A 17,609-nucleotide genomic window follows, 5' to 3' on the forward strand; every position below is an offset into this window, starting at 1 on the left:
ACCTTACCGCCCCGACGTGTCGATGACGCGATCCGGCGCGCCGAGGAGAGCGGTGCTGCCGCGATAGGACGGCAAGCCCGAGAGCACGCCCTCGAAGTCGCGCAGCGCTTCGCCCACTTCCACGCCATCCCTGCCGAGCCGGAACTGGCGGATCGAGCGTTCGTGCGCGTTCGCGCGGCTCTTCACGGCGGTCACGGCCGTCAGCACTTCGCCGTGGTGTTCGAAGTAGCGGAACAGCACGACGACGTCGCTGAGATAGCTGATGTCGACATCGTTCTGCACTTCGCCGATGATGCCGTGCTGCCCCAACACCAGCATCGTGATAATGCCTTGCTGGTTCAGGTAGCCGAGCAGTTCGTGCATTTGCAATAGCAGGTAGCGCTCGCCGGGCATCGCCTGGAGATACGCGTTCAGGCTGTCGATCGCGACATAGCGCACGCCCCTTTGTTCGACCGCGTTGCGCACGTCGCTCGCGAATTCGCCCGGCGAGATTTCCGCCGGATCTATCTGGCGCAGCGTCAGCAGGCCGCTCTTGACGTGCGGCGAGAGCTGCATGCCGAGCGTCGCGCAGCGGATCGTCAGCGTGGTCAACGTTTCGTCGAACACGTAGTAGACGCAGCGCTCGCCGCGCTCGAGCGCGGCGATCAGGCACGACACCACGGTGGTGGTCTTGCCGACTCCCGACGGGCCGATCATCAGCGCATTGGTGCCGGGAATCAGCCCGCCGCCGAGCAGCGCATCGAGACCGGCCGTGCCGGTGCTGACCGGTTCGGGGTCGAACTCGGCGTGATGCTCGGCCGCGACGAGGCGCGGATAGACGTGGATCCCGCCCGTGTCGAGCGTGAAGTCGTGAAAGCCCTCGCGGAACTTGATGCCGCGCATCTTCGCGACGCGCGCGCGGCGCCGGTTGCCGCCGTAGTCGTGCGCGAGGTTGTCGAGCGTGATCACGCCGTGCGCAATGCTGTGCAGTTGCACGTTGCCGGCATCCGACGAATTGTCGTCGAGCAGCAGCACCGTGCATTCACGGGTCGCGAAATAACGTTTGAGCGCGAGAATCTGCCGGCGGTAGCGCAGCGGGTTTTGCGAAAGCAGACGCAGTTCGGAGAGACTGTCGAGCACGATGCGCGCGGGTTTGAGTTCTTCGACCTGCTCGATCACGTTGCGCACGGTTTCGCCTAGCTCGACTTCCGCTGGGTGCAGCACGGTCTGCTCGTATTGCGGGTCGAGGCCTTCGTCGGAGAGCAACTCGAGGATCGAGAAGCGGCTGACGTCCCAGCCGTGGCTTTCGCCGACCGAGACCAGCTCGGCGCGGGTTTCGGAGAGCGTGATGTACAGGCCGGTCTGGCCTTCCTCGGCGCCCTTGAGTAGGAATTGCAAGGCCAAGGTGGTTTTACCTGTACCCGGTTCGCCTTCCACGAGATACATACGGTTGGGTGTGAGACCTCCCCCCAGAATGTTGTCGATTCCTTCGATACCGCTGGAAAGGCGGGCCGGGGTGTCGGCGGCAATTTTGTTTGACATGGCGTAGCGGTGTGCGTCGGTTTGGGTGGCGGAATTCTCTGGGCCGGTACGGCGGGCACGCAAGTTGTGTGCCATTGGTGCGGAGAGCGGGTTGCTGCGCGGGAGGGATGTACGCGGGAGGGATATACGCGGGCGGCGCGCATGACGCGTGACCCGCCAATGGGCACGGAGCGTGCTGCCGCGTTGAACTCAGGCTGGGAATGCGTCAATGCCGTCCGCCAGGCCTCTTTTCAACAGACTGCCGCCGATATGAACCACTTCCGATTGCTTGCCGCTGTCTATGCCGCTGCATCGCTCGGCGCGTTATTGCCGGGTGCCGCCTATGCCGACGATACGCCCAGCCCGTGCGCCACGCTCAAACGGATCGTGTCGGCCGCGCCCGACGGTCTTGCGTCGTTGACGCCGGAAGACGGCAAAGGCGTTGCGCAACCCTATGGCGACGACGCGCAATGTTCCGCGAGTCATCGCAGTTTCCAATGCACGTGGACGCCGCATGGCGATGCCGCCTCGAAGCTGGACGCGCTGCAAGCCGTGGCGGCGGATATCGCATCCTGTTTGCCGGACGCGACGCATGATCAGAATTCGCCGGGGCGCCAGCACTTTTATCTGGGCGCGAAGGGCAGGCGGACCGATATCACGCTGACGCCGGCGGGGGCGAACAGTTTGCGTCTGGTTGTGTCGGGACAGTGAGGGAGCGGCGCTCGGACGGCTGGCGGTTACGACTGGATGCGGCTAGAGCGAGGCCGGCCGCCATGTCCAGCCACGCTGCGAATACCGCAACTCGACCATCGAGAGCGGCGTAATCTCGATGCGCGGAAACACCGTGGGCGATGCCCCAATCGCATATACGATCGCGGCCCGCAGCAGCGGCGCGTGTGTCACGGCGACGACCGTGTGTGCGCGGGTCGATGCGGCGCTCGTCTTTCCATTGGTTGTTCCGCCGCCAGTTTCATCCGGCGTGCCGAGCGCGTCGAGCCACTGTCCCATTCGCGTGACTAGCTGACTGAACGATTCGCCGCCGGGTGGCGCGGCGTAGGGGTCAAGCGTCCATGCGGCCAGCTCTTGCGGCGCTTCGATGGCGAGATCGGCAAGGCGCCTTCCCTGCCAGTTGCCATAGTTGATATCCGCCAGCGCGGCGTCGACGGTCGCGGCGAGGCCCAGCGCCGACGCCGTCTCGCGTGCACAAGTGGCCGGGCTGACAAAGGTGGCCGCGTCGCCGGAAAGCGCAGCACGCAAACGTGCCGCATGGGCTTTGACTTCGGCGAGGCCGCGCGCGTCCAGCGGATCGTCGGCGGGAAAGCGGCCTGCGCGTTGCGCGGCGGTCGATGCGGGGCTCAGCAGTAACAGTCGCATGTCCATTCCGTTCGTTTCCCTCGATGCCGTGCCGACACGCAACGCCGGCCCGCATCGTGCGGCCTCCGACGTTCACGAAGGCCGAAGTTTAGCGCGTAGAATAACGGGGCTGCGAAGCACGGAAGCCGGTGAGAGCCCGGCGCGGTCGCGCCACTGTAATCGGCACCACTAGCCGAAAGCCAGACCTGAGCTTCGCACCATCCCTCTGCAATCGACTTTCGGGGCGCGCTACCCCAGGAGATGTCCTCATGACCGAAGCTGTTTTCGATTCCGCTTCCCAACCCGTCGCCCAACCCACGCCGATTCCGCTGCGCGAGTTGCTGCCGTGGGTCGTGTTCGGCGGCTTGTTGCTATTGCTCGCGCTTTACTTCGTCGGTGCGGAACAGGGCGCCACGTCGCTGGTGCCCGGCATGTACGTGCATGAATTCGTGCACGACGGCCGCCATCTGCTTGGCTTTCCTTGCCACTAACGGAGTCGGACATGGTTGGTAAATTGTTGGTGCGCGGGATGCTCGCAGGCATCGCCGCGGGACTGCTCACGTTCGGCTTCGCCGGAATGGTCGGCGAGCCGCAGGTCGATCAGGCGATTTCGTTCGAAGAAAAGGCCGAGGCTGCGCATGGCGATGCGCCTGAACCCGAACTCGTGAGCCGCGACACGCAAGCGGGCCTGGGCTTGCTGACGGGCGTGGTGACGTATGGGGCGGCGTTCGGCGGCCTGTTCTCGCTGGTGTTCGCCTACGCGTATGGACGAGTGGGCGCGATGAGCGCGCGCGCGTTATCTGCATGGCTCGCGCTGGGCGCGTTCATTGCACTGGTGATCGTGCCGAACATCAAGTACCCGGCGAATCCGCCGTCAGTCGGCGACCCCGAGACGATCGGCATGCGCACGGGGCTGTTCTTCCTGATGATCGCAATCTCGCTGACGGCGATGGTGTTCTCGCTGAAAGTCCGGCGGCGCGCGGTGATGAAGCTCGGCGCATGGAACGGCTCGATTGTCGCGGGACTGGTGTTCGTTGCGATCATCGCAGCGGTGCAACTGTCGATGCCGGTCATCAACGAAGTGCCGGCGGCTTTCCCTGCCGTGCTGCTGTGGAAGTTCCGCGTCGCGGCGATTGGCATGCAGGTGATCATGTGGACGACGATCGGACTGCTGTTCGGCGCGCTGGTCGAGCGCGGCGCTTTTATGCGCGTGAATGGGGGCGCGGTAACCAGGTCGGCTTGACCTTGGCCGAGACGGGCGTGACCACGAAGATGGCCGCGCCCGGCGCGCAACGCGCGAGAAAGGCTTTACATCAAGGACTTGGCGCGGTTGTGGGAAGGTTATCCACAGGCTTGCGCACTTTTTCTGTGGACAAGTTTCGCGGGACGGCTCTGGTCTCCTGTATAGATGCGTGGCCGCAAAGCGAGTTCATCGGACTCTGCGCGACTCCCTGTCTGGTAGGAGGAATATCCGACCGTGCGACGGACACGTCCGCTCCCGCTCCATCCCATCTAGTATCCGCACTCTCTATTAGTCGCTCGCTGGCTTTGCTCGATGCGTCATATTAAATCGGACGACTAACTAACTTGTCGCCATCTTCAAAGTCCTTCTTTTCTGCGCTTCTCAACTTTTCGAAAATAATTGCATCGAAGGGGTTGACGGGGTGCGGGCCGCATCGCATAATTCGCCTCCCGTTAGATGACGGACGCGAAGAAAGCAGAGCTTCTGAGCGAATGATCTTTAAAAATTAACAGCCGATAAGTGTGGGCGCTTGATGCGGGACGCGACGGTGGATTCTGCGGAGTCTGCCGTAAAAGCGGAAGTATCAAGTCTCACACAGTAATGAAAGGAAGGTTTGGCCATCGGGAGATGGTCGGACGCTTCGTCAGTACGTTGAGTGAGCGACCGGTTTCGAAAGAGACCGAAAAACAGTAACAGGTTTGAACTGAAGAGTTTGATCCTGGCTCAGATTGAACGCTGGCGGCATGCCTTACACATGCAAGTCGGACGGCAGCACGGACTTCGGTCTGGTGGCGAGTGGCGAACGGGTGAGTAATACATCGGAACGTGTCCTGGAGTGGGGGATAGCCCGGCGAAAGCCGGATTAATACCGCATACGCTCTGCGGAGGAAAGCGGGGGATCTTTCGGGACCTCGCGCTCAAGGGGCGGCCGATGGCAGATTAGCTAGTTGGTGGGGTAAAGGCCTACCAAGGCGACGATCTGTAGCTGGTCTGAGAGGACGACCAGCCACACTGGGACTGAGACACGGCCCAGACTCCTACGGGAGGCAGCAGTGGGGAATTTTGGACAATGGGCGCAAGCCTGATCCAGCAATGCCGCGTGTGTGAAGAAGGCCTTCGGGTTGTAAAGCACTTTTGTCCGGAAAGAAATCCTTTGGGCGAATACCCTGGGGGGATGACGGTACCGGAAGAATAAGCACCGGCTAACTACGTGCCAGCAGCCGCGGTAATACGTAGGGTGCAAGCGTTAATCGGAATTACTGGGCGTAAAGCGTGCGCAGGCGGTTCGCTAAGACAGATGTGAAATCCCCGGGCTTAACCTGGGAACTGCATTTGTGACTGGCGGGCTAGAGTATGGCAGAGGGGGGTAGAATTCCACGTGTAGCAGTGAAATGCGTAGAGATGTGGAGGAATACCGATGGCGAAGGCAGCCCCCTGGGCCAATACTGACGCTCATGCACGAAAGCGTGGGGAGCAAACAGGATTAGATACCCTGGTAGTCCACGCCCTAAACGATGTCAACTAGTTGTCGGGTCTTCATTGACTTGGTAACGTAGCTAACGCGTGAAGTTGACCGCCTGGGGAGTACGGTCGCAAGATTAAAACTCAAAGGAATTGACGGGGACCCGCACAAGCGGTGGATGATGTGGATTAATTCGATGCAACGCGAAAAACCTTACCTACCCTTGACATGTATGGAACCTGGCCGAGAGGCCGGGGTGCCCGAAAGGGAGCCATAACACAGGTGCTGCATGGCTGTCGTCAGCTCGTGTCGTGAGATGTTGGGTTAAGTCCCGCAACGAGCGCAACCCTTGTCCCTAGTTGCTACGCAAGAGCACTCCAGGGAGACTGCCGGTGACAAACCGGAGGAAGGTGGGGATGACGTCAAGTCCTCATGGCCCTTATGGGTAGGGCTTCACACGTCATACAATGGTCGGAACAGAGGGTTGCCAAGCCGCGAGGTGGAGCCAATCCCAGAAAACCGATCGTAGTCCGGATCGCACTCTGCAACTCGGGTGCGTGAAGCTGGAATCGCTAGTAATCGCGGATCAGCATGCCGCGGTGAATACGTTCCCGGGTCTTGTACACACCGCCCGTCACACCATGGGAGTGGGTTTCACCAGAAGTAGGTAGCCTAACCGCAAGGAGGGCGCTTACCACGGTGGGATTCATGACTGGGGTGAAGTCGTAACAAGGTAGCCGTATCGGAAGGTGCGGCTGGATCACCTCCTTTCTCGAGCTAAGCGCGTCAGAAGTGTTGAGCGCTCACGCTTATCGGCTGTGAAAAAGACAGACTCAGGGGTCTGTAGCTCAGCCGGTTAGAGCACCGTCTTGATAAGGCGGGGGTCGATGGTTCGAATCCATCCAGACCCACCAAAGTCTTGTCTGGTGAGCTGACCGGCTAAAAACCTCTGGGGTATCTGCATGACTGGGGGATTAGCTCAGCTGGGAGAGCACCTGCTTTGCAAGCAGGGGGTCGTCGGTTCGATCCCGTCATCCTCCACCAATCCTCAATGCTGGTTTGTCTGCATGCGCTAACGGGAGTTGGCGGTGTAGTGAAACAAGCATTGGCGATTGAGCCAGTCAGAGCGATACGCAATCAGGGATTGCGCGATCGGCTGTCGTTCTTTAACAATCAGGAAGAAGTAGTAAAGAGATTCACGAAAGCCTGCCTGGAGATGGGGAGGTGAGTAGGTGAATCAGGGTTGTGATTGTATCAATGTATTTTTAAGTGATCGAAAGATTGCTTTGGAATACGGCGCAACACGAATACTCAACCTGTAGCGGAATGTGAACTGGAGAGTCCTTCGGGAACCTTGTCCCCTTCGGGGATGAGCCCCGCGTAAGCGCTAAAGCGCTAACGCGGGCCGCAAGACACACCCGTTATAGGGTCAAGCGAACAAGTGCATGTGGTGGATGCCTTGGCGATCACAGGCGATGAAGGACGCGGTAGCCTGCGAAAAGCTTCGGGGAGCTGGCAAACGAGCTTTGATCCGAAGATGTCCGAATGGGGAAACCCACTCCGAATGGAGTATCCATGACTGAATCCATAGGTCATGCGAAGCGAACGCGGTGAACTGAAACATCTAAGTAACCGCAGGAAAAGAAATCAACCGAGATTCCCAGAGTAGTGGCGAGCGAAATGGGACCAGCCTGTACTCTTTATCTTCACTGTTAGCTGAAGGCTCTGGAAAGTGCTGCCATAGCGGGTGATAGCCCCGTAAGCGAAAACAGCGAGGAAGAACTGGGTGTACGAGAAGTAGGGCGGGACACGTGAAATCCTGTCTGAAGATGGGGGGACCATCCTCCAAGGCTAAATACTCGTGATCGACCGATAGTGAACCAGTACCGTGAGGGAAAGGCGAAAAGAACCCCGGGAGGGGAGTGAAACAGATCCTGAAACCGCATGCATACAAACAGTCGGAGCCTTCGCAAGGGGGTGACGGCGTACCTTTTGTATAATGGGTCAGCGACTTACATTCAGTGGCAAGCTTAACCGATTAGGGCAGGCGTAGCGAAAGCGAGTCCGAACAGGGCGTTCAGTCGCTGGGTGTAGACCCGAAACCAGGTGATCTATCCATGGCCAGGATGAAGGTGCGGTAACACGTACTGGAGGTCCGAACCCACTAACGTTGAAAAGTTAGGGGATGAGCTGTGGATAGGGGTGAAAGGCTAAACAAACCTGGAAATAGCTGGTTCTCTCCGAAAACTATTTAGGTAGTGCCTCGTGTATCACCTTCGGGGGTAGAGCACTGTCATGGTTGTGGGGTCCATTGCGGATTACTACGCCATAGCAAACTCCGAATACCGAAGAGTGCAATCACGGGAGACAGACATCGGGTGCTAACGTCCGGTGTCAAGAGGGAAACAACCCAGACCGCCAGCTAAGGTCCCCAAATATTGCTAAGTGGGAAACGAAGTGGGAAGGCTAAAACAGTCAGGAGGTTGGCTTAGAAGCAGCCATCCTTTAAAGAAAGCGTAATAGCTCACTGATCGAGTCGTCCTGCGCGGAAGATGTAACGGGGCTAAGCAATATACCGAAGCTGCGGATGCACATTTATGTGCATGGTAGGAGAGCGTTCCGTAAGCCTGCGAAGGTGCACTGGAAAGTGTGCTGGAGGTATCGGAAGTGCGAATGCTGACATGAGTAGCGATAAAGGGGGTGAAAGGCCCCCTCGCCGTAAGCCCAAGGTTTCCTACGCAACGTTCATCGGCGTAGGGTGAGTCGGCCCCTAAGGCGAGGCAGAAATGCGTAGCTGATGGGAAGCAGGTTAATATTCCTGCACCATTGTTAAATGCGATGGGGGGACGGATCGCGGAAGGTTGTCCGGGTGTTGGAAGTCCCGGTCCTTGCATTGGAGAAGGCGCTTTGGCAAATCCGGGCGCGTAATTCAAGGGTGCGAGGCCATTCACTTCGGTGAAGAAGCAACTGGAAGTGGTTCCAAGAAAAGCCTCTAAGCTTCAGTTTAACAGGACCGTACCGCAAACCGACACAGGTGGGCGAGATGAGTATTCTAAGGCGCTTGAGAGAACTCGGGAGAAGGAACTCGGCAAATTGGTACCGTAACTTCGGGATAAGGTACGCCCCGGTAGCCTGACTGGCCTGCGCCAGAAGGGTGAAGGGGTTGCAATAAACTGGTGGCTGCGACTGTTTAATAAAAACACAGCACTCTGCAAACACGAAAGTGGACGTATAGGGTGTGACGCCTGCCCGGTGCCGGAAGATTAAATGATGGGGTGCAAGCTCCTGATTGAAGTCCCGGTAAACGGCGGCCGTAACTATAACGGTCCTAAGGTAGCGAAATTCCTTGTCGGGTAAGTTCCGACCTGCACGAATGGCGTAACGATGGCCACACTGTCTCCTCCCGAGACTCAGCGAAGTTGAAGTGTTTGTGATGATGCAATCTCCCCGCGGCTAGACGGAAAGACCCCATGAACCTTTACTGTAGCTTTGCATTGGACTTTGAACCGGTCTGTGTAGGATAGGTGGGAGGCTGTGAAGCGTGGACGCCAGTCTGCGTGGAGCCGACCTTGAAATACCACCCTGGTCTGTTTGAGGTTCTAACCTTGGCCCGTGATCCGGGTCGGGGACAGTGCATGGTAGGCAGTTTGACTGGGGCGGTCTCCTCCCAAAGTGTAACGGAGGAGTACGAAGGTACGCTAGGTACGGTCGGAAATCGTGCTGATAGTGCAATGGCATAAGCGTGCTTAACTGCGAGACCGACAAGTCGAGCAGGTGCGAAAGCAGGTCATAGTGATCCGGTGGTTCTGTATGGAAGGGCCATCGCTCAACGGATAAAAGGTACTCTGGGGATAACAGGCTGATACCGCCCAAGAGTTCATATCGACGGCGGTGTTTGGCACCTCGATGTCGGCTCATCTCATCCTGGGGCTGTAGCCGGTCCCAAGGGTATGGCTGTTCGCCATTTAAAGAGGTACGTGAGCTGGGTTTAAAACGTCGTGAGACAGTTTGGTCCCTATCTGCCGTGGGCGCTGGATATTTGAAGGGGGCTGCTCCTAGTACGAGAGGACCGGAGTGGACGAACCTCTGGTGTACCGGTTGTCACGCCAGTGGCATCGCCGGGTAGCTATGTTCGGAAGAGATAACCGCTGAAAGCATCTAAGCGGGAAACTCGCCTTAAGATGAGATATCCCCGGGGCTTCGAGCCCCTTGAAGGGTCGTTCAAGACCAGGACGTTGATAGGTCAGGTGTATAAGCGCAGTAATGCGTTAAGCTAACTGATACTAATTGCCCGTAAGGCTTGATCCTATAACAGGTGTGTTTTGCGATGACCGTGAGTGCTTCAGCACTTATGGACATCCCACCCCCGAAGGGGGCAACAGACACGCAGGTTGAGATCAGTGTTGTGCCTCGAACAACACAGTCCGCCTCCTCTGGTGAGCATCACCAGACACTACTTCTTCCCGATTGGTTGTGCCGCCCCCAGGGCGACACGACAACAAGTCATGCCTGATGACCATAGCGAGTCGGTCCCACCCCTTCCCATCCCGAACAGGACCGTGAAACGACTCCACGCCGATGATAGTGCGGATTGCCCGTGTGAAAGTAGGTAATCGTCAGGCTCCCCAGCAGCAACAGAAACCCCACCCCCAAAAGGTGGGGTTTCTGCGTTTACGGCGCCGGAGTGAGCGCGGCACGGGTCCCGGGTCAAGGGCGCAGATGTAGTGCCGTAGCAGGCCACCGGATCCCGCTCCGCAACGCATGCCGCATCAGCCACCTCGCGGCCACCCGTCTCATCCCGGCCGCGAACTGAACGCTGGCCATTCGCGGCATGTGCGCCGTCCTGAACCCGTAGTCAGAGAACTTCAGCCGCTCCGGCGCCTTGCTTCAACTTGGCTTACAACGCATGCATCAGCGCGAACCCAGCGGATGATCAGCTATCCATTCTTGCTCGGCCCGCTAGTCGGGCCATCAAGCGAACTTCCCACGGATCGCAACCTGACGCCACAATATGACGTTCTTGTGACCGTTGAACTTCAATAGCCTGAATGTAAGGCCCTGATAAGCAAACAAAGAATTAACAGGTTAACCTTCTTTCGATTGGTCGCGATATGCTCAGGCAATTCGTTCCAATCCAGTCTGCGCGTACCGAAGATGAAATCGCGGCGTGTCCGCCAAGGTTTCATCTTCAGCCGCCAAATGACCGGATGCCGATTCGGCACGGGAAGCAAACGCTGAACGACATATGAAATCTGACCTGCTATTGCAAACCTACGGTGCCGATTCGTCCGGCATGGTATGCGGCTTCCTTTTTTCTTCGACCCGCGCTGGGCGGCCGATCGATGCGGACCAGGTCCTCGAATGGCTTCGTGAGCAAGATGGGCGCGGCGAGGTGAAAGAGACCGGCGAGTTTCTCTGGCTTCATTTCAATCTGGCGCACAGCGCGAGCGAGCGCTGGATGAGAGCGCAACTCGACTTGCCGGAGGCATTCTTCGAGGCATTGCAGGAGGGTTCACACTCGACGCGTATCGAACATGCAGATGGCGCGCTACGCGCGGTCGTCAACGACGTCATGTTCAACCTCGAGTTCATTCCTTCTGAGATCGCGACGTTATGGATCTACGCGAATCAGCGAATCATCGTTACCGCGCGCCTCAAGCCGCTGCGTTCGGTTGACCGTTTGCGCGCGTCGGTCAGGGAAGGGGAAATATTCAGGTCACCTGCGGAATTGCTGGTTCATCTGATGCGCGACCAGGCTGACTTGCTGGTGCAGATTGTCCGGCGAACCAGCGCGGACGTCGACCGGATCGAGGACCGCTTCCTTTCGCAACGGCCGACACAGAACCGGCTCGACCTCGGCGCGATGCGTCGTATGCTGACACGGTTGCAACGCATGCTCGCACCGGAGCCTGGCGCGATCTTCCGTTTGCTCGCACGGCCGCCGCGCTGGCTTCAGCAAGAAGACGTGCAGGATCTGCGCGAATCGACGGAGGAGTTCTCCGTTGTTCTGTCCGATGTGGCCGGACTGATCGAGCGGGTCAGGCTGCTGCAGGAAGAAATCATCTCCCGGCTCGAAGAGCAGAACAACCGCACGCTGTTCACGCTGACGCTGGTGACCGTTCTGGCGATGCCAATCAATATCGTCGCGGGCTTCTTCGGAATGAACGTGGGGGGCATCCCGCTTGCGGATAATCGCCACGGCTTCTGGGTAATGGTGTTCCTGGTCGCAGCCTTCACAGGACTGGCTGGGTGGTGGGCGTTTCGTCGGCGCAAGGAGCGATAGGAAGGGGTGGGTTCTCGCGACCATGAGAGCGTGCGCGCGGCTCTTCCATCAACTCGTCTCCGCCAGAAGAGCACGTAAGAGCACCTGTAGAGTCCTGAGTGCAGACCTGTTCGTGTAAGTACGAGCGCGACGTGCATCATCGTCGTGTATGGGACGCTCAGGTGCCCGCGCAAGCCTCGCGTGTTGCGTGCGAGCGGCCACGCAACACCTTGGCATGAACCCTATCGTGAGAAGCGGCAGACAAAAATAAAGCGGCCAATGGAAGCCGAACACGGAGGCACACGCTCCTGGCCAACTCAACTCCCCTACCGCCCCTCCCAACGATTCAAGCGCAGCCGACAAGCAGCCTTATTCAAGCGCCGAAGCCGGCCCAAAAAACTCATAACGGCTTTGCGACTCCGGCACACCAAGTGCCTTGAGATGCTTCTTCACTGCCTTCATGAACGCGATCGGTCCGAGGAAATAGACGTCGACGTCACGCGTTTCCGGCAACCATTTGGCAAGACGTGCCTCGTCGAGATAGCCGATACCATGCGCGTCGGCATCGCCCGTACGATGTTGCTCATAGCAATAGAAGCGCTTCAACTGCGCATAGCGCGCAGCCAATGCGTCGATCGCATCACGGAACGCATGGACCCCGCCATGCCGCGCCGAATGGATAAAGTGCACCGGACGATCGGTATCCAGCGCGGCTTGCAGCATCGCCAGCGTAGGCGTGATGCCCACGCCGCCGCTGATCAGCACCAACGGCTTGTCGGTATGTTCGAGCTTGAAATCGCCGGCCGGCGCGAACAGTTCTACCGCGTCGTTCTCGTTGACGCGCGTATGCAGATAGTTCGACACCTTGCCGTTTGGTTCGCGCTTCACGCTGATGCGGTATTCCCGTCCATTCGCCATGGCCGAGAGCGAATAATTGCGGCGCACTTCTTCGCCATCGATGACCAACCGCACGCCGATGTACTGCCCAGGATGAAATGCGAGCAACTCGCCGCCATCGTCGGGACGCAAATAGAACGACGTGATCTCATCGCTCTCACGCACTTTGCGCGCGACCCGGAACAGACGCGTGCCGCGCCATCCACCGGGCGCCGCTTCCCGTTCGGCATAGATCTGTTCTTCGAGCCCGCTCAGCAGATCGGCGAGTTGCTGGTAGGCAGCGGCCCATGCTGCAATGACCGCATCGGTTGCGATTTCCGCGCCGAGCACTTCGCGGATGGCCCGCAGCAGGCATTGCCCGACGATCGGATAATGCTCCGGCAGGATATTCAACGAGACGTGCTTGTTGATGATCTGCGCGACCAATCCACCGAGCTGATCGAGTTGATCGATATGACGTGCGTACATCAGCACGCCATTGGCCAACGCGCGCGGTTGCGCGCCGCTTGCCTGATTCGCCTGATTGAACATCGGGCGCACTTGCGGATATTCGCGCAACATCAGATTGTAGAAGTGCGTGGTGAGCGCCTCGCCTCCGCTTTCGAGCAGAGGAACGGTTGCTTTGACAATGGCGCGGTGTTCGGCGGAAAGCATATGAAATCCTTGGATGAGGGGTTATTCGACTGACCTGCAAACGGGGACTTACTATCCATGATTCGTGCCAGGTATAAAATGCAGTTAAATCAAAGATCTGGAAGTGAAAATGGTCGATTCGACTCTGGTCAAAACGACTCCTAACGGAGTCAATCTGACTGCAGAGGCACTGCTCGACGCGCTGACGCCGCTGATCCTCGACCTATCGCGCGATCTGTCCGATCGCGAACGCTATCGCCGCTTGCTCAGCAGTCTGCGCACGCTGTTTCCGGGCGATGCCGCCGCGCTATTGCGTCTCGAAGGCGACACGCTCGTGCCGCTGGCAATCGATGGCCTGAGCAGCGATACGCTCGGACGGCGCTTTCGGGTCGGCGATCATCCGCGCTTCGAACGTTTGCTGTCGCGGCCCGAGCCGACGCGCTTCGCGGCCGATTCCGATTTGCCTGACCCCTACGACGGCCTCGTGCAAGGCGTGCCCGGGAAGCTCGAAGTGCACGACTGCCTCGGCTGTCCGCTGTTCATTCGCGGTCGCCCTTGGGGCCTGCTTACGCTCGATGCACTGGACCCGGCCCGCTTCGACGCGATCGACATGGCCTCGCTGCGTGCGTTTCTCGGCCTTGCCGCCGCGACGGTGAGCGTCGTGGAGCGGATCGACACGCTGGCCCGCAGTGGAGAAGAGGCGCGCCTTCGCGCTGAAGCCTACCGGCAGGCGAGCAGCCAGAGCCGGCGCGAGTTGGTCGGCAGCAGCGATGCTCATCACCACATGATCAAGGAAATCGAGGTGGTCGCCGCCAGCGACCTGACCGTGCTGATCACGGGCGAGACCGGCGTCGGCAAGGAACTCGTAGCGAATGCGATCCACGCGTTGTCGCCGCGGGCGAACAAGCCGCTGGTGAGTCTGAACTGCGCGGCGTTGCCGGACACGCTGGTCGAGAGTGAACTGTTCGGGCATGTGCGCGGCGCGTTCTCGGGCGCGTCGTCGGATCGGCGTGGCAAATTCGAACTCGCGGACGGCGGCACGATCTTTCTCGACGAGGTGGGCGAGCTGCCGCTCGCCGTGCAGGCCAAACTCTTGCGTGTACTTCAGAACGGCCAGCTACAGAGAATTGGTTCGGATCACGAACATAAAGTCGACGTGCGGTTGATCACCGCGACGAATCGCGACCTCGCCGAAGAAGTGCGGGCGGGGCGGTTTCGGGCGGACTTTTATCATCGTCTGAGTGTCTACCCGTTGCGCGTGCCGCCCTTGCGCGAGCGAGGCCGCGACGTGCTGCTGCTGGCAGGCTTTTTCCTCGAAGAGAATCGCTCGCGGCTTGGCTTACTGAGTCTGCGGCTGGCGGCGGACGCGCAGGCCGCGTTGTTGCGCTATCCGTGGCCGGGCAATGTGCGGGAACTCGAGCATCTGATCGGGCGCAGTGCGTTGAAGGCGCTGGCCGCCAATCGTGAGCATCGTCGTATTCTCACGCTGAGCGCTGCGGACTTTGCGCTGTCCGATACGCCGCACGGAGAAAAAGGCCCGGCACCCACAGATGTGACGCAGAAGAGCGGAGCGAAGGATTTTCGCAGCGCGGTGACGGAGTTCGAGCGTTCCATCGTGCTCGACGCGCTCGCACGCAACGAGCAGAATTGGGCGGCGGTCGCGCGTGAACTCGGGCTCGATAGGGCGAATCTGAATCGTCTGGCCAGGCGGCTTGGGCTTAAATGAAGCACAGCTGAAACGACTCGGTAGTCGATGACGCGAGCGCATCGACGGTGATCACGCTGTTGTTCGCGCTGTCGGAACCGGGGGCGTGGCCCGCGATCGTCAACGCGCGCCTGTCCGAGCGCGAGATCGAGGCGATCCGCGAACACTGCACACCGCGTCTGATGATCTTCACGCACTCGGCTTCGCCCGATGCGGTACGTCATGGCGCGCGCGGTCGGCCTCGTCGGCCATATCATGGAAGAAGGCGAGAAGCCGATGGCGATCGAAATCTGGCAACGCATCGAAGACGAAGCGTCGGCGCATCTGCGCGAAGGCTGACCGTCACAGGCCGGCGGGTGAGCCCGGCGGCCACGTTCGCCGCACGCCTTGAGCAAAACCCGCCTTAAGCAAAACCAAAGGCCCGATTCGAAAATGCAAACTTCGCGGAACGCAGCGCGTCGTTCATAGTAGGGCTCTACCAAGCTAACCACGCGTATCCGGAGACTTCGCCCATGTCCGCGGCCTCAGAGAAACTCGACGACTGGCTCAACAAGGAGGCGGTGACTGACGACGACATCACCGCCTTTCCGCTCACGGCGCTGGCCGCCACGCTCGATCGCGAAGAAAACGGCGCCACGGTGCCGCCGTTGTGGCACTGGCTGTACTTTCTGCCGGCCGCGCCGATGTCCGAAGTCGGCGCCGACGGTCATCCGAAGCGCGGCGGCTTCCTGCCGCCGGTGCCCCTGCCGCGCCGCATGTGGGCCGGCGGCCGGCTGACGTTTCATGCCCCGCTCAAGGTGGGCGAGCGCGCCACGCGCACCTCGACCATCGCCAATATCGAGGACAAGACCGGCCGTTCGGGCCGCCTCGTGTTCGTCACGGTGCAGCACACCATCGAAGCGGGCGGCGAGCTGAAGATCGAGGAAGAGCACGACATCGTCTATCGCGACGCGCCGCAGGAAGGCGCGCGGCCGCAGCAACCGCAACTCGCGCCGCAAGCCGAAACGTGGCGCCGCACGATCGATACCGACGCGGTGCTGCTGTTCCGCTATTCGGCGCTGACCTTCAATGGCCATCGCATTCACTACGACTACCCATACGTCACGCAGATCGAAGGCTATCCGGGCCTCGTCGTTCACGGTCCGTTGATCGCGACGCTGCTGGTCGATCTCGTGCGCCGCGAACAGCCGGAGGCCACGCTGCAAAGCTTCGCCTTCAGGGCGCTGCGCCCCACGTTCGCCGGCCAGCCTTTCGCCGTGTGCGGCCAACCCTCCGCCGACGGCAAAACGATCGAGCTATGGGCCAAAGACCACGAAGGCTATCTGACGATGCGTGCAACGGCCACGTTGGCTTGAATACCGCCTGAACTCCACGAGATTCGACTATGCAAACCACGCAACACGATTCGTTTCAGGACATTCGCGAAGCAGTGCGCGATCTGTGCCAGCAGTTTTCCGGCGAGTACTTCCGCAAGATCGACGAGGCACGCGGTTATCCGGAAGAGTTTGTCGACGCGCTCACCAAGGCCGGCTGGCTGGCCGCGCTGATTCCCCAGGATTTCGGCGGTTCGGGGCTGGGGCTCACCGAAGCGTCGGTCATCATGGAAGAGATCAATCGCGCCGGCGGCAACTCGGGCGCGTGCCATGGCCAGATGTACAACATGGGCACGCTGCTGCGTCACGGCTCGGAAGAGCAGAAGCGCAAGTATCTGCCGAAAATCGCATGCGGCGACTTGCGTTTGCAATCGATGGGCGTGACCGAGCCGACCACCGGTACCGACACCACGAAAATCAAGACCACCGCCGAGCGGCGCGGCGACCGTTACGTGATCAACGGGCAGAAGGTGTGGATCTCGCGCGTGCAGCACTCCGACCTGATGATTCTGCTCGCGCGTACCACGCCGCTGTCCGATGTGAAGAAGAAGTCGGAAGGCATGTCGATCTTTATCGTCGATCTGCGCGAAGCGATCGGTCACGGCCTGAGCGTGCAGCCGATCCTGAACATGGTCAATCACGAGACCAACGAACTGTTTTTCGATAACCTCGAAATCCCCGCGGAGAATCTGATCGGCGAGGAAGGGCAGGGCTTCAAATACATACTCGACGGCTTGAACGCGGAGCGCACGCTGATCGCCGCGGAATGTATCGGCGACGGTTACTGGTTCGTCGACAAGGTTACCGAGTACGCGAAAGAGCGCGTCGTGTTCGGCCGTCCGATCGGCCAGAACCAGGGCGTGCAATTCCCGATCGCGCGCTCGTTCATCAACGTCGAAGCGGCGAGCCTGATGCGCTTCGAAGCGGCGCGTCGTTTCGATGCGCATCAGCCGTGCGGCGCGCAGGCGAACATGGCGAAGTTGCTCGCGGCCGACGCGTCGTGGGAAGCCGCCAACGCCTGCCTGCAATTTCACGGCGGTTTCGGCTTCGCGTGTGAATACGATGTGGAGCGCAAGTTCCGCGAAACGCGTCTGTACCAGGTCGCGCCGATTTCGACGAATCTGATTCTCTCGTACGTGGCCGAGCATATTCTCGGGCTGCCGCGTTCGTTCTGACATCGA

Annotated in this window: 11 protein-coding genes, 2 tRNA genes, 3 rRNA genes, 1 pseudogene and 1 riboswitch; of the genes and pseudogenes, 13 read left to right on the plus strand and 4 right to left on the minus strand. The window is 59.7% G+C overall.

Annotated features, from left to right (window positions below):
- Window positions 1-3 precede the first annotated feature (3 nt).
- On the minus strand, window positions 4-1,521 hold the full coding sequence (locus tag B0G69_RS19970) for an ATPase domain-containing protein (RefSeq protein WP_121320355.1): 1,518 nt from the start codon (window positions 1,519-1,521) through the stop codon (window positions 4-6).
- Window positions 1,522-1,770: 249 nt separating this feature from the next.
- Between B0G69_RS19970 and B0G69_RS19975 the strand changes: the two genes are divergently transcribed.
- Window positions 1,771-2,211 (plus strand): hypothetical protein, encoded by a 441-nt coding sequence (locus B0G69_RS19975; RefSeq protein ID WP_121323783.1) that lies wholly within the window; start codon window positions 1,771-1,773, stop codon window positions 2,209-2,211.
- A 42-nt stretch (window positions 2,212-2,253) separates the two neighbouring features.
- On the opposite strand, the gene B0G69_RS19980 is transcribed toward B0G69_RS19975, so the two are convergent.
- Window positions 2,254-2,880, minus strand: coding sequence for a histidine phosphatase family protein (locus B0G69_RS19980; protein WP_121320357.1), 627 nt, complete (start codon window positions 2,878-2,880; stop codon window positions 2,254-2,256).
- A gap of 63 nt (window positions 2,881-2,943) precedes the next feature.
- Window positions 2,944-3,082, plus strand: a riboswitch (cobalamin riboswitch).
- Window positions 3,083-3,122: 40 nt separating this feature from the next.
- Between B0G69_RS19980 and B0G69_RS19985 the strand changes: the two genes are divergently transcribed.
- The 8 genes from B0G69_RS19985 to B0G69_RS20020 all read left to right on the plus strand — a co-directional run bounded on the left by B0G69_RS19985 (window position 3,123) and on the right by B0G69_RS20020 (window position 11,841).
- Window positions 3,123-3,344, plus strand: a complete 222-nt coding sequence (locus tag B0G69_RS19985) for a CbtB-domain containing protein (RefSeq protein WP_121320359.1) — start codon at window positions 3,123-3,125, stop codon at window positions 3,342-3,344.
- A gap of 11 nt (window positions 3,345-3,355) precedes the next feature.
- Window positions 3,356-4,096: a CbtA family protein gene (locus B0G69_RS19990; protein ID WP_121320361.1), complete on the plus strand. Its 741-nt coding sequence runs from the start codon at window positions 3,356-3,358 to the stop codon at window positions 4,094-4,096.
- A gap of 700 nt (window positions 4,097-4,796) precedes the next feature.
- Window positions 4,797-6,329, plus strand: a 16S ribosomal RNA gene (locus B0G69_RS19995).
- Between the two features lie 66 nt (window positions 6,330-6,395).
- Window positions 6,396-6,472 (plus strand) — tRNA-Ile (locus tag B0G69_RS20000).
- A 54-nt stretch (window positions 6,473-6,526) separates the two neighbouring features.
- Window positions 6,527-6,602, plus strand: a tRNA-Ala gene (locus tag B0G69_RS20005).
- A 383-nt stretch (window positions 6,603-6,985) separates the two neighbouring features.
- Window positions 6,986-9,866: ribosomal RNA gene (locus B0G69_RS20010) — 23S ribosomal RNA — on the plus strand.
- A gap of 200 nt (window positions 9,867-10,066) precedes the next feature.
- Window positions 10,067-10,180: ribosomal RNA gene (rrf, locus tag B0G69_RS20015) — 5S ribosomal RNA — on the plus strand.
- Together the 16S, 23S and 5S rRNA genes with 2 tRNA genes alongside form the textbook arrangement of a ribosomal RNA operon.
- A gap of 623 nt (window positions 10,181-10,803) precedes the next feature.
- Window positions 10,804-11,841 (plus strand): transporter, encoded by a 1,038-nt coding sequence (locus B0G69_RS20020; RefSeq protein WP_121320363.1) that lies wholly within the window; start codon window positions 10,804-10,806, stop codon window positions 11,839-11,841.
- Between the two features lie 348 nt (window positions 11,842-12,189).
- Here the strand turns inward: B0G69_RS20020 and hmpA are convergent, their stop codons facing one another.
- Complete coding sequence (gene hmpA, locus B0G69_RS20025) at window positions 12,190-13,371, minus strand: NO-inducible flavohemoprotein (protein ID WP_121320365.1); 1,182 nt, start codon at window positions 13,369-13,371, stop codon at window positions 12,190-12,192.
- Window positions 13,372-13,480: 109 nt separating this feature from the next.
- On the opposite strand from hmpA, the gene norR reads away from it, so the two are divergent.
- Window positions 13,481-15,076 (plus strand): nitric oxide reductase transcriptional regulator NorR, encoded by a 1,596-nt coding sequence (norR, locus tag B0G69_RS20030; protein WP_121320367.1) that lies wholly within the window; start codon window positions 13,481-13,483, stop codon window positions 15,074-15,076.
- Here norR and B0G69_RS41050 read toward each other — a convergent pair.
- Entirely contained in the window at window positions 15,069-15,248 is a 180-nt protein-coding gene (locus B0G69_RS41050; RefSeq protein WP_158608959.1) for a hypothetical protein, read from the minus strand. The genes norR and B0G69_RS41050 overlap by 8 nt on opposite strands.
- A gap of 26 nt (window positions 15,249-15,274) precedes the next feature.
- Between B0G69_RS41050 and B0G69_RS20040 the strand changes: the two are divergent.
- The 3 genes and pseudogenes from B0G69_RS20040 to B0G69_RS20050 form a co-directional block, all read left to right on the plus strand.
- Window positions 15,275-15,394, plus strand: a pseudogene (locus B0G69_RS20040) (citryl-CoA lyase); the annotation flags it as partial.
- A gap of 173 nt (window positions 15,395-15,567) precedes the next feature.
- On the plus strand, window positions 15,568-16,410 hold the full coding sequence (locus tag B0G69_RS20045; protein ID WP_121320369.1) for a MaoC family dehydratase N-terminal domain-containing protein: 843 nt from the start codon (window positions 15,568-15,570) through the stop codon (window positions 16,408-16,410).
- Between the two features lie 29 nt (window positions 16,411-16,439).
- A complete protein-coding gene (locus tag B0G69_RS20050) occupies window positions 16,440-17,603 on the plus strand; it encodes an acyl-CoA dehydrogenase family protein (RefSeq protein ID WP_121320371.1) in 1,164 nt (387 codons plus the stop codon).
- Window positions 17,604-17,609: the final 6 nt, after the last annotated feature.

Source organism: Paraburkholderia sp. RAU2J, from assembly GCF_003634845.1.
In the GTDB taxonomy this organism is placed as follows: Bacteria; Pseudomonadota; Gammaproteobacteria; order Burkholderiales; family Burkholderiaceae; genus Paraburkholderia; species Paraburkholderia fynbosensis.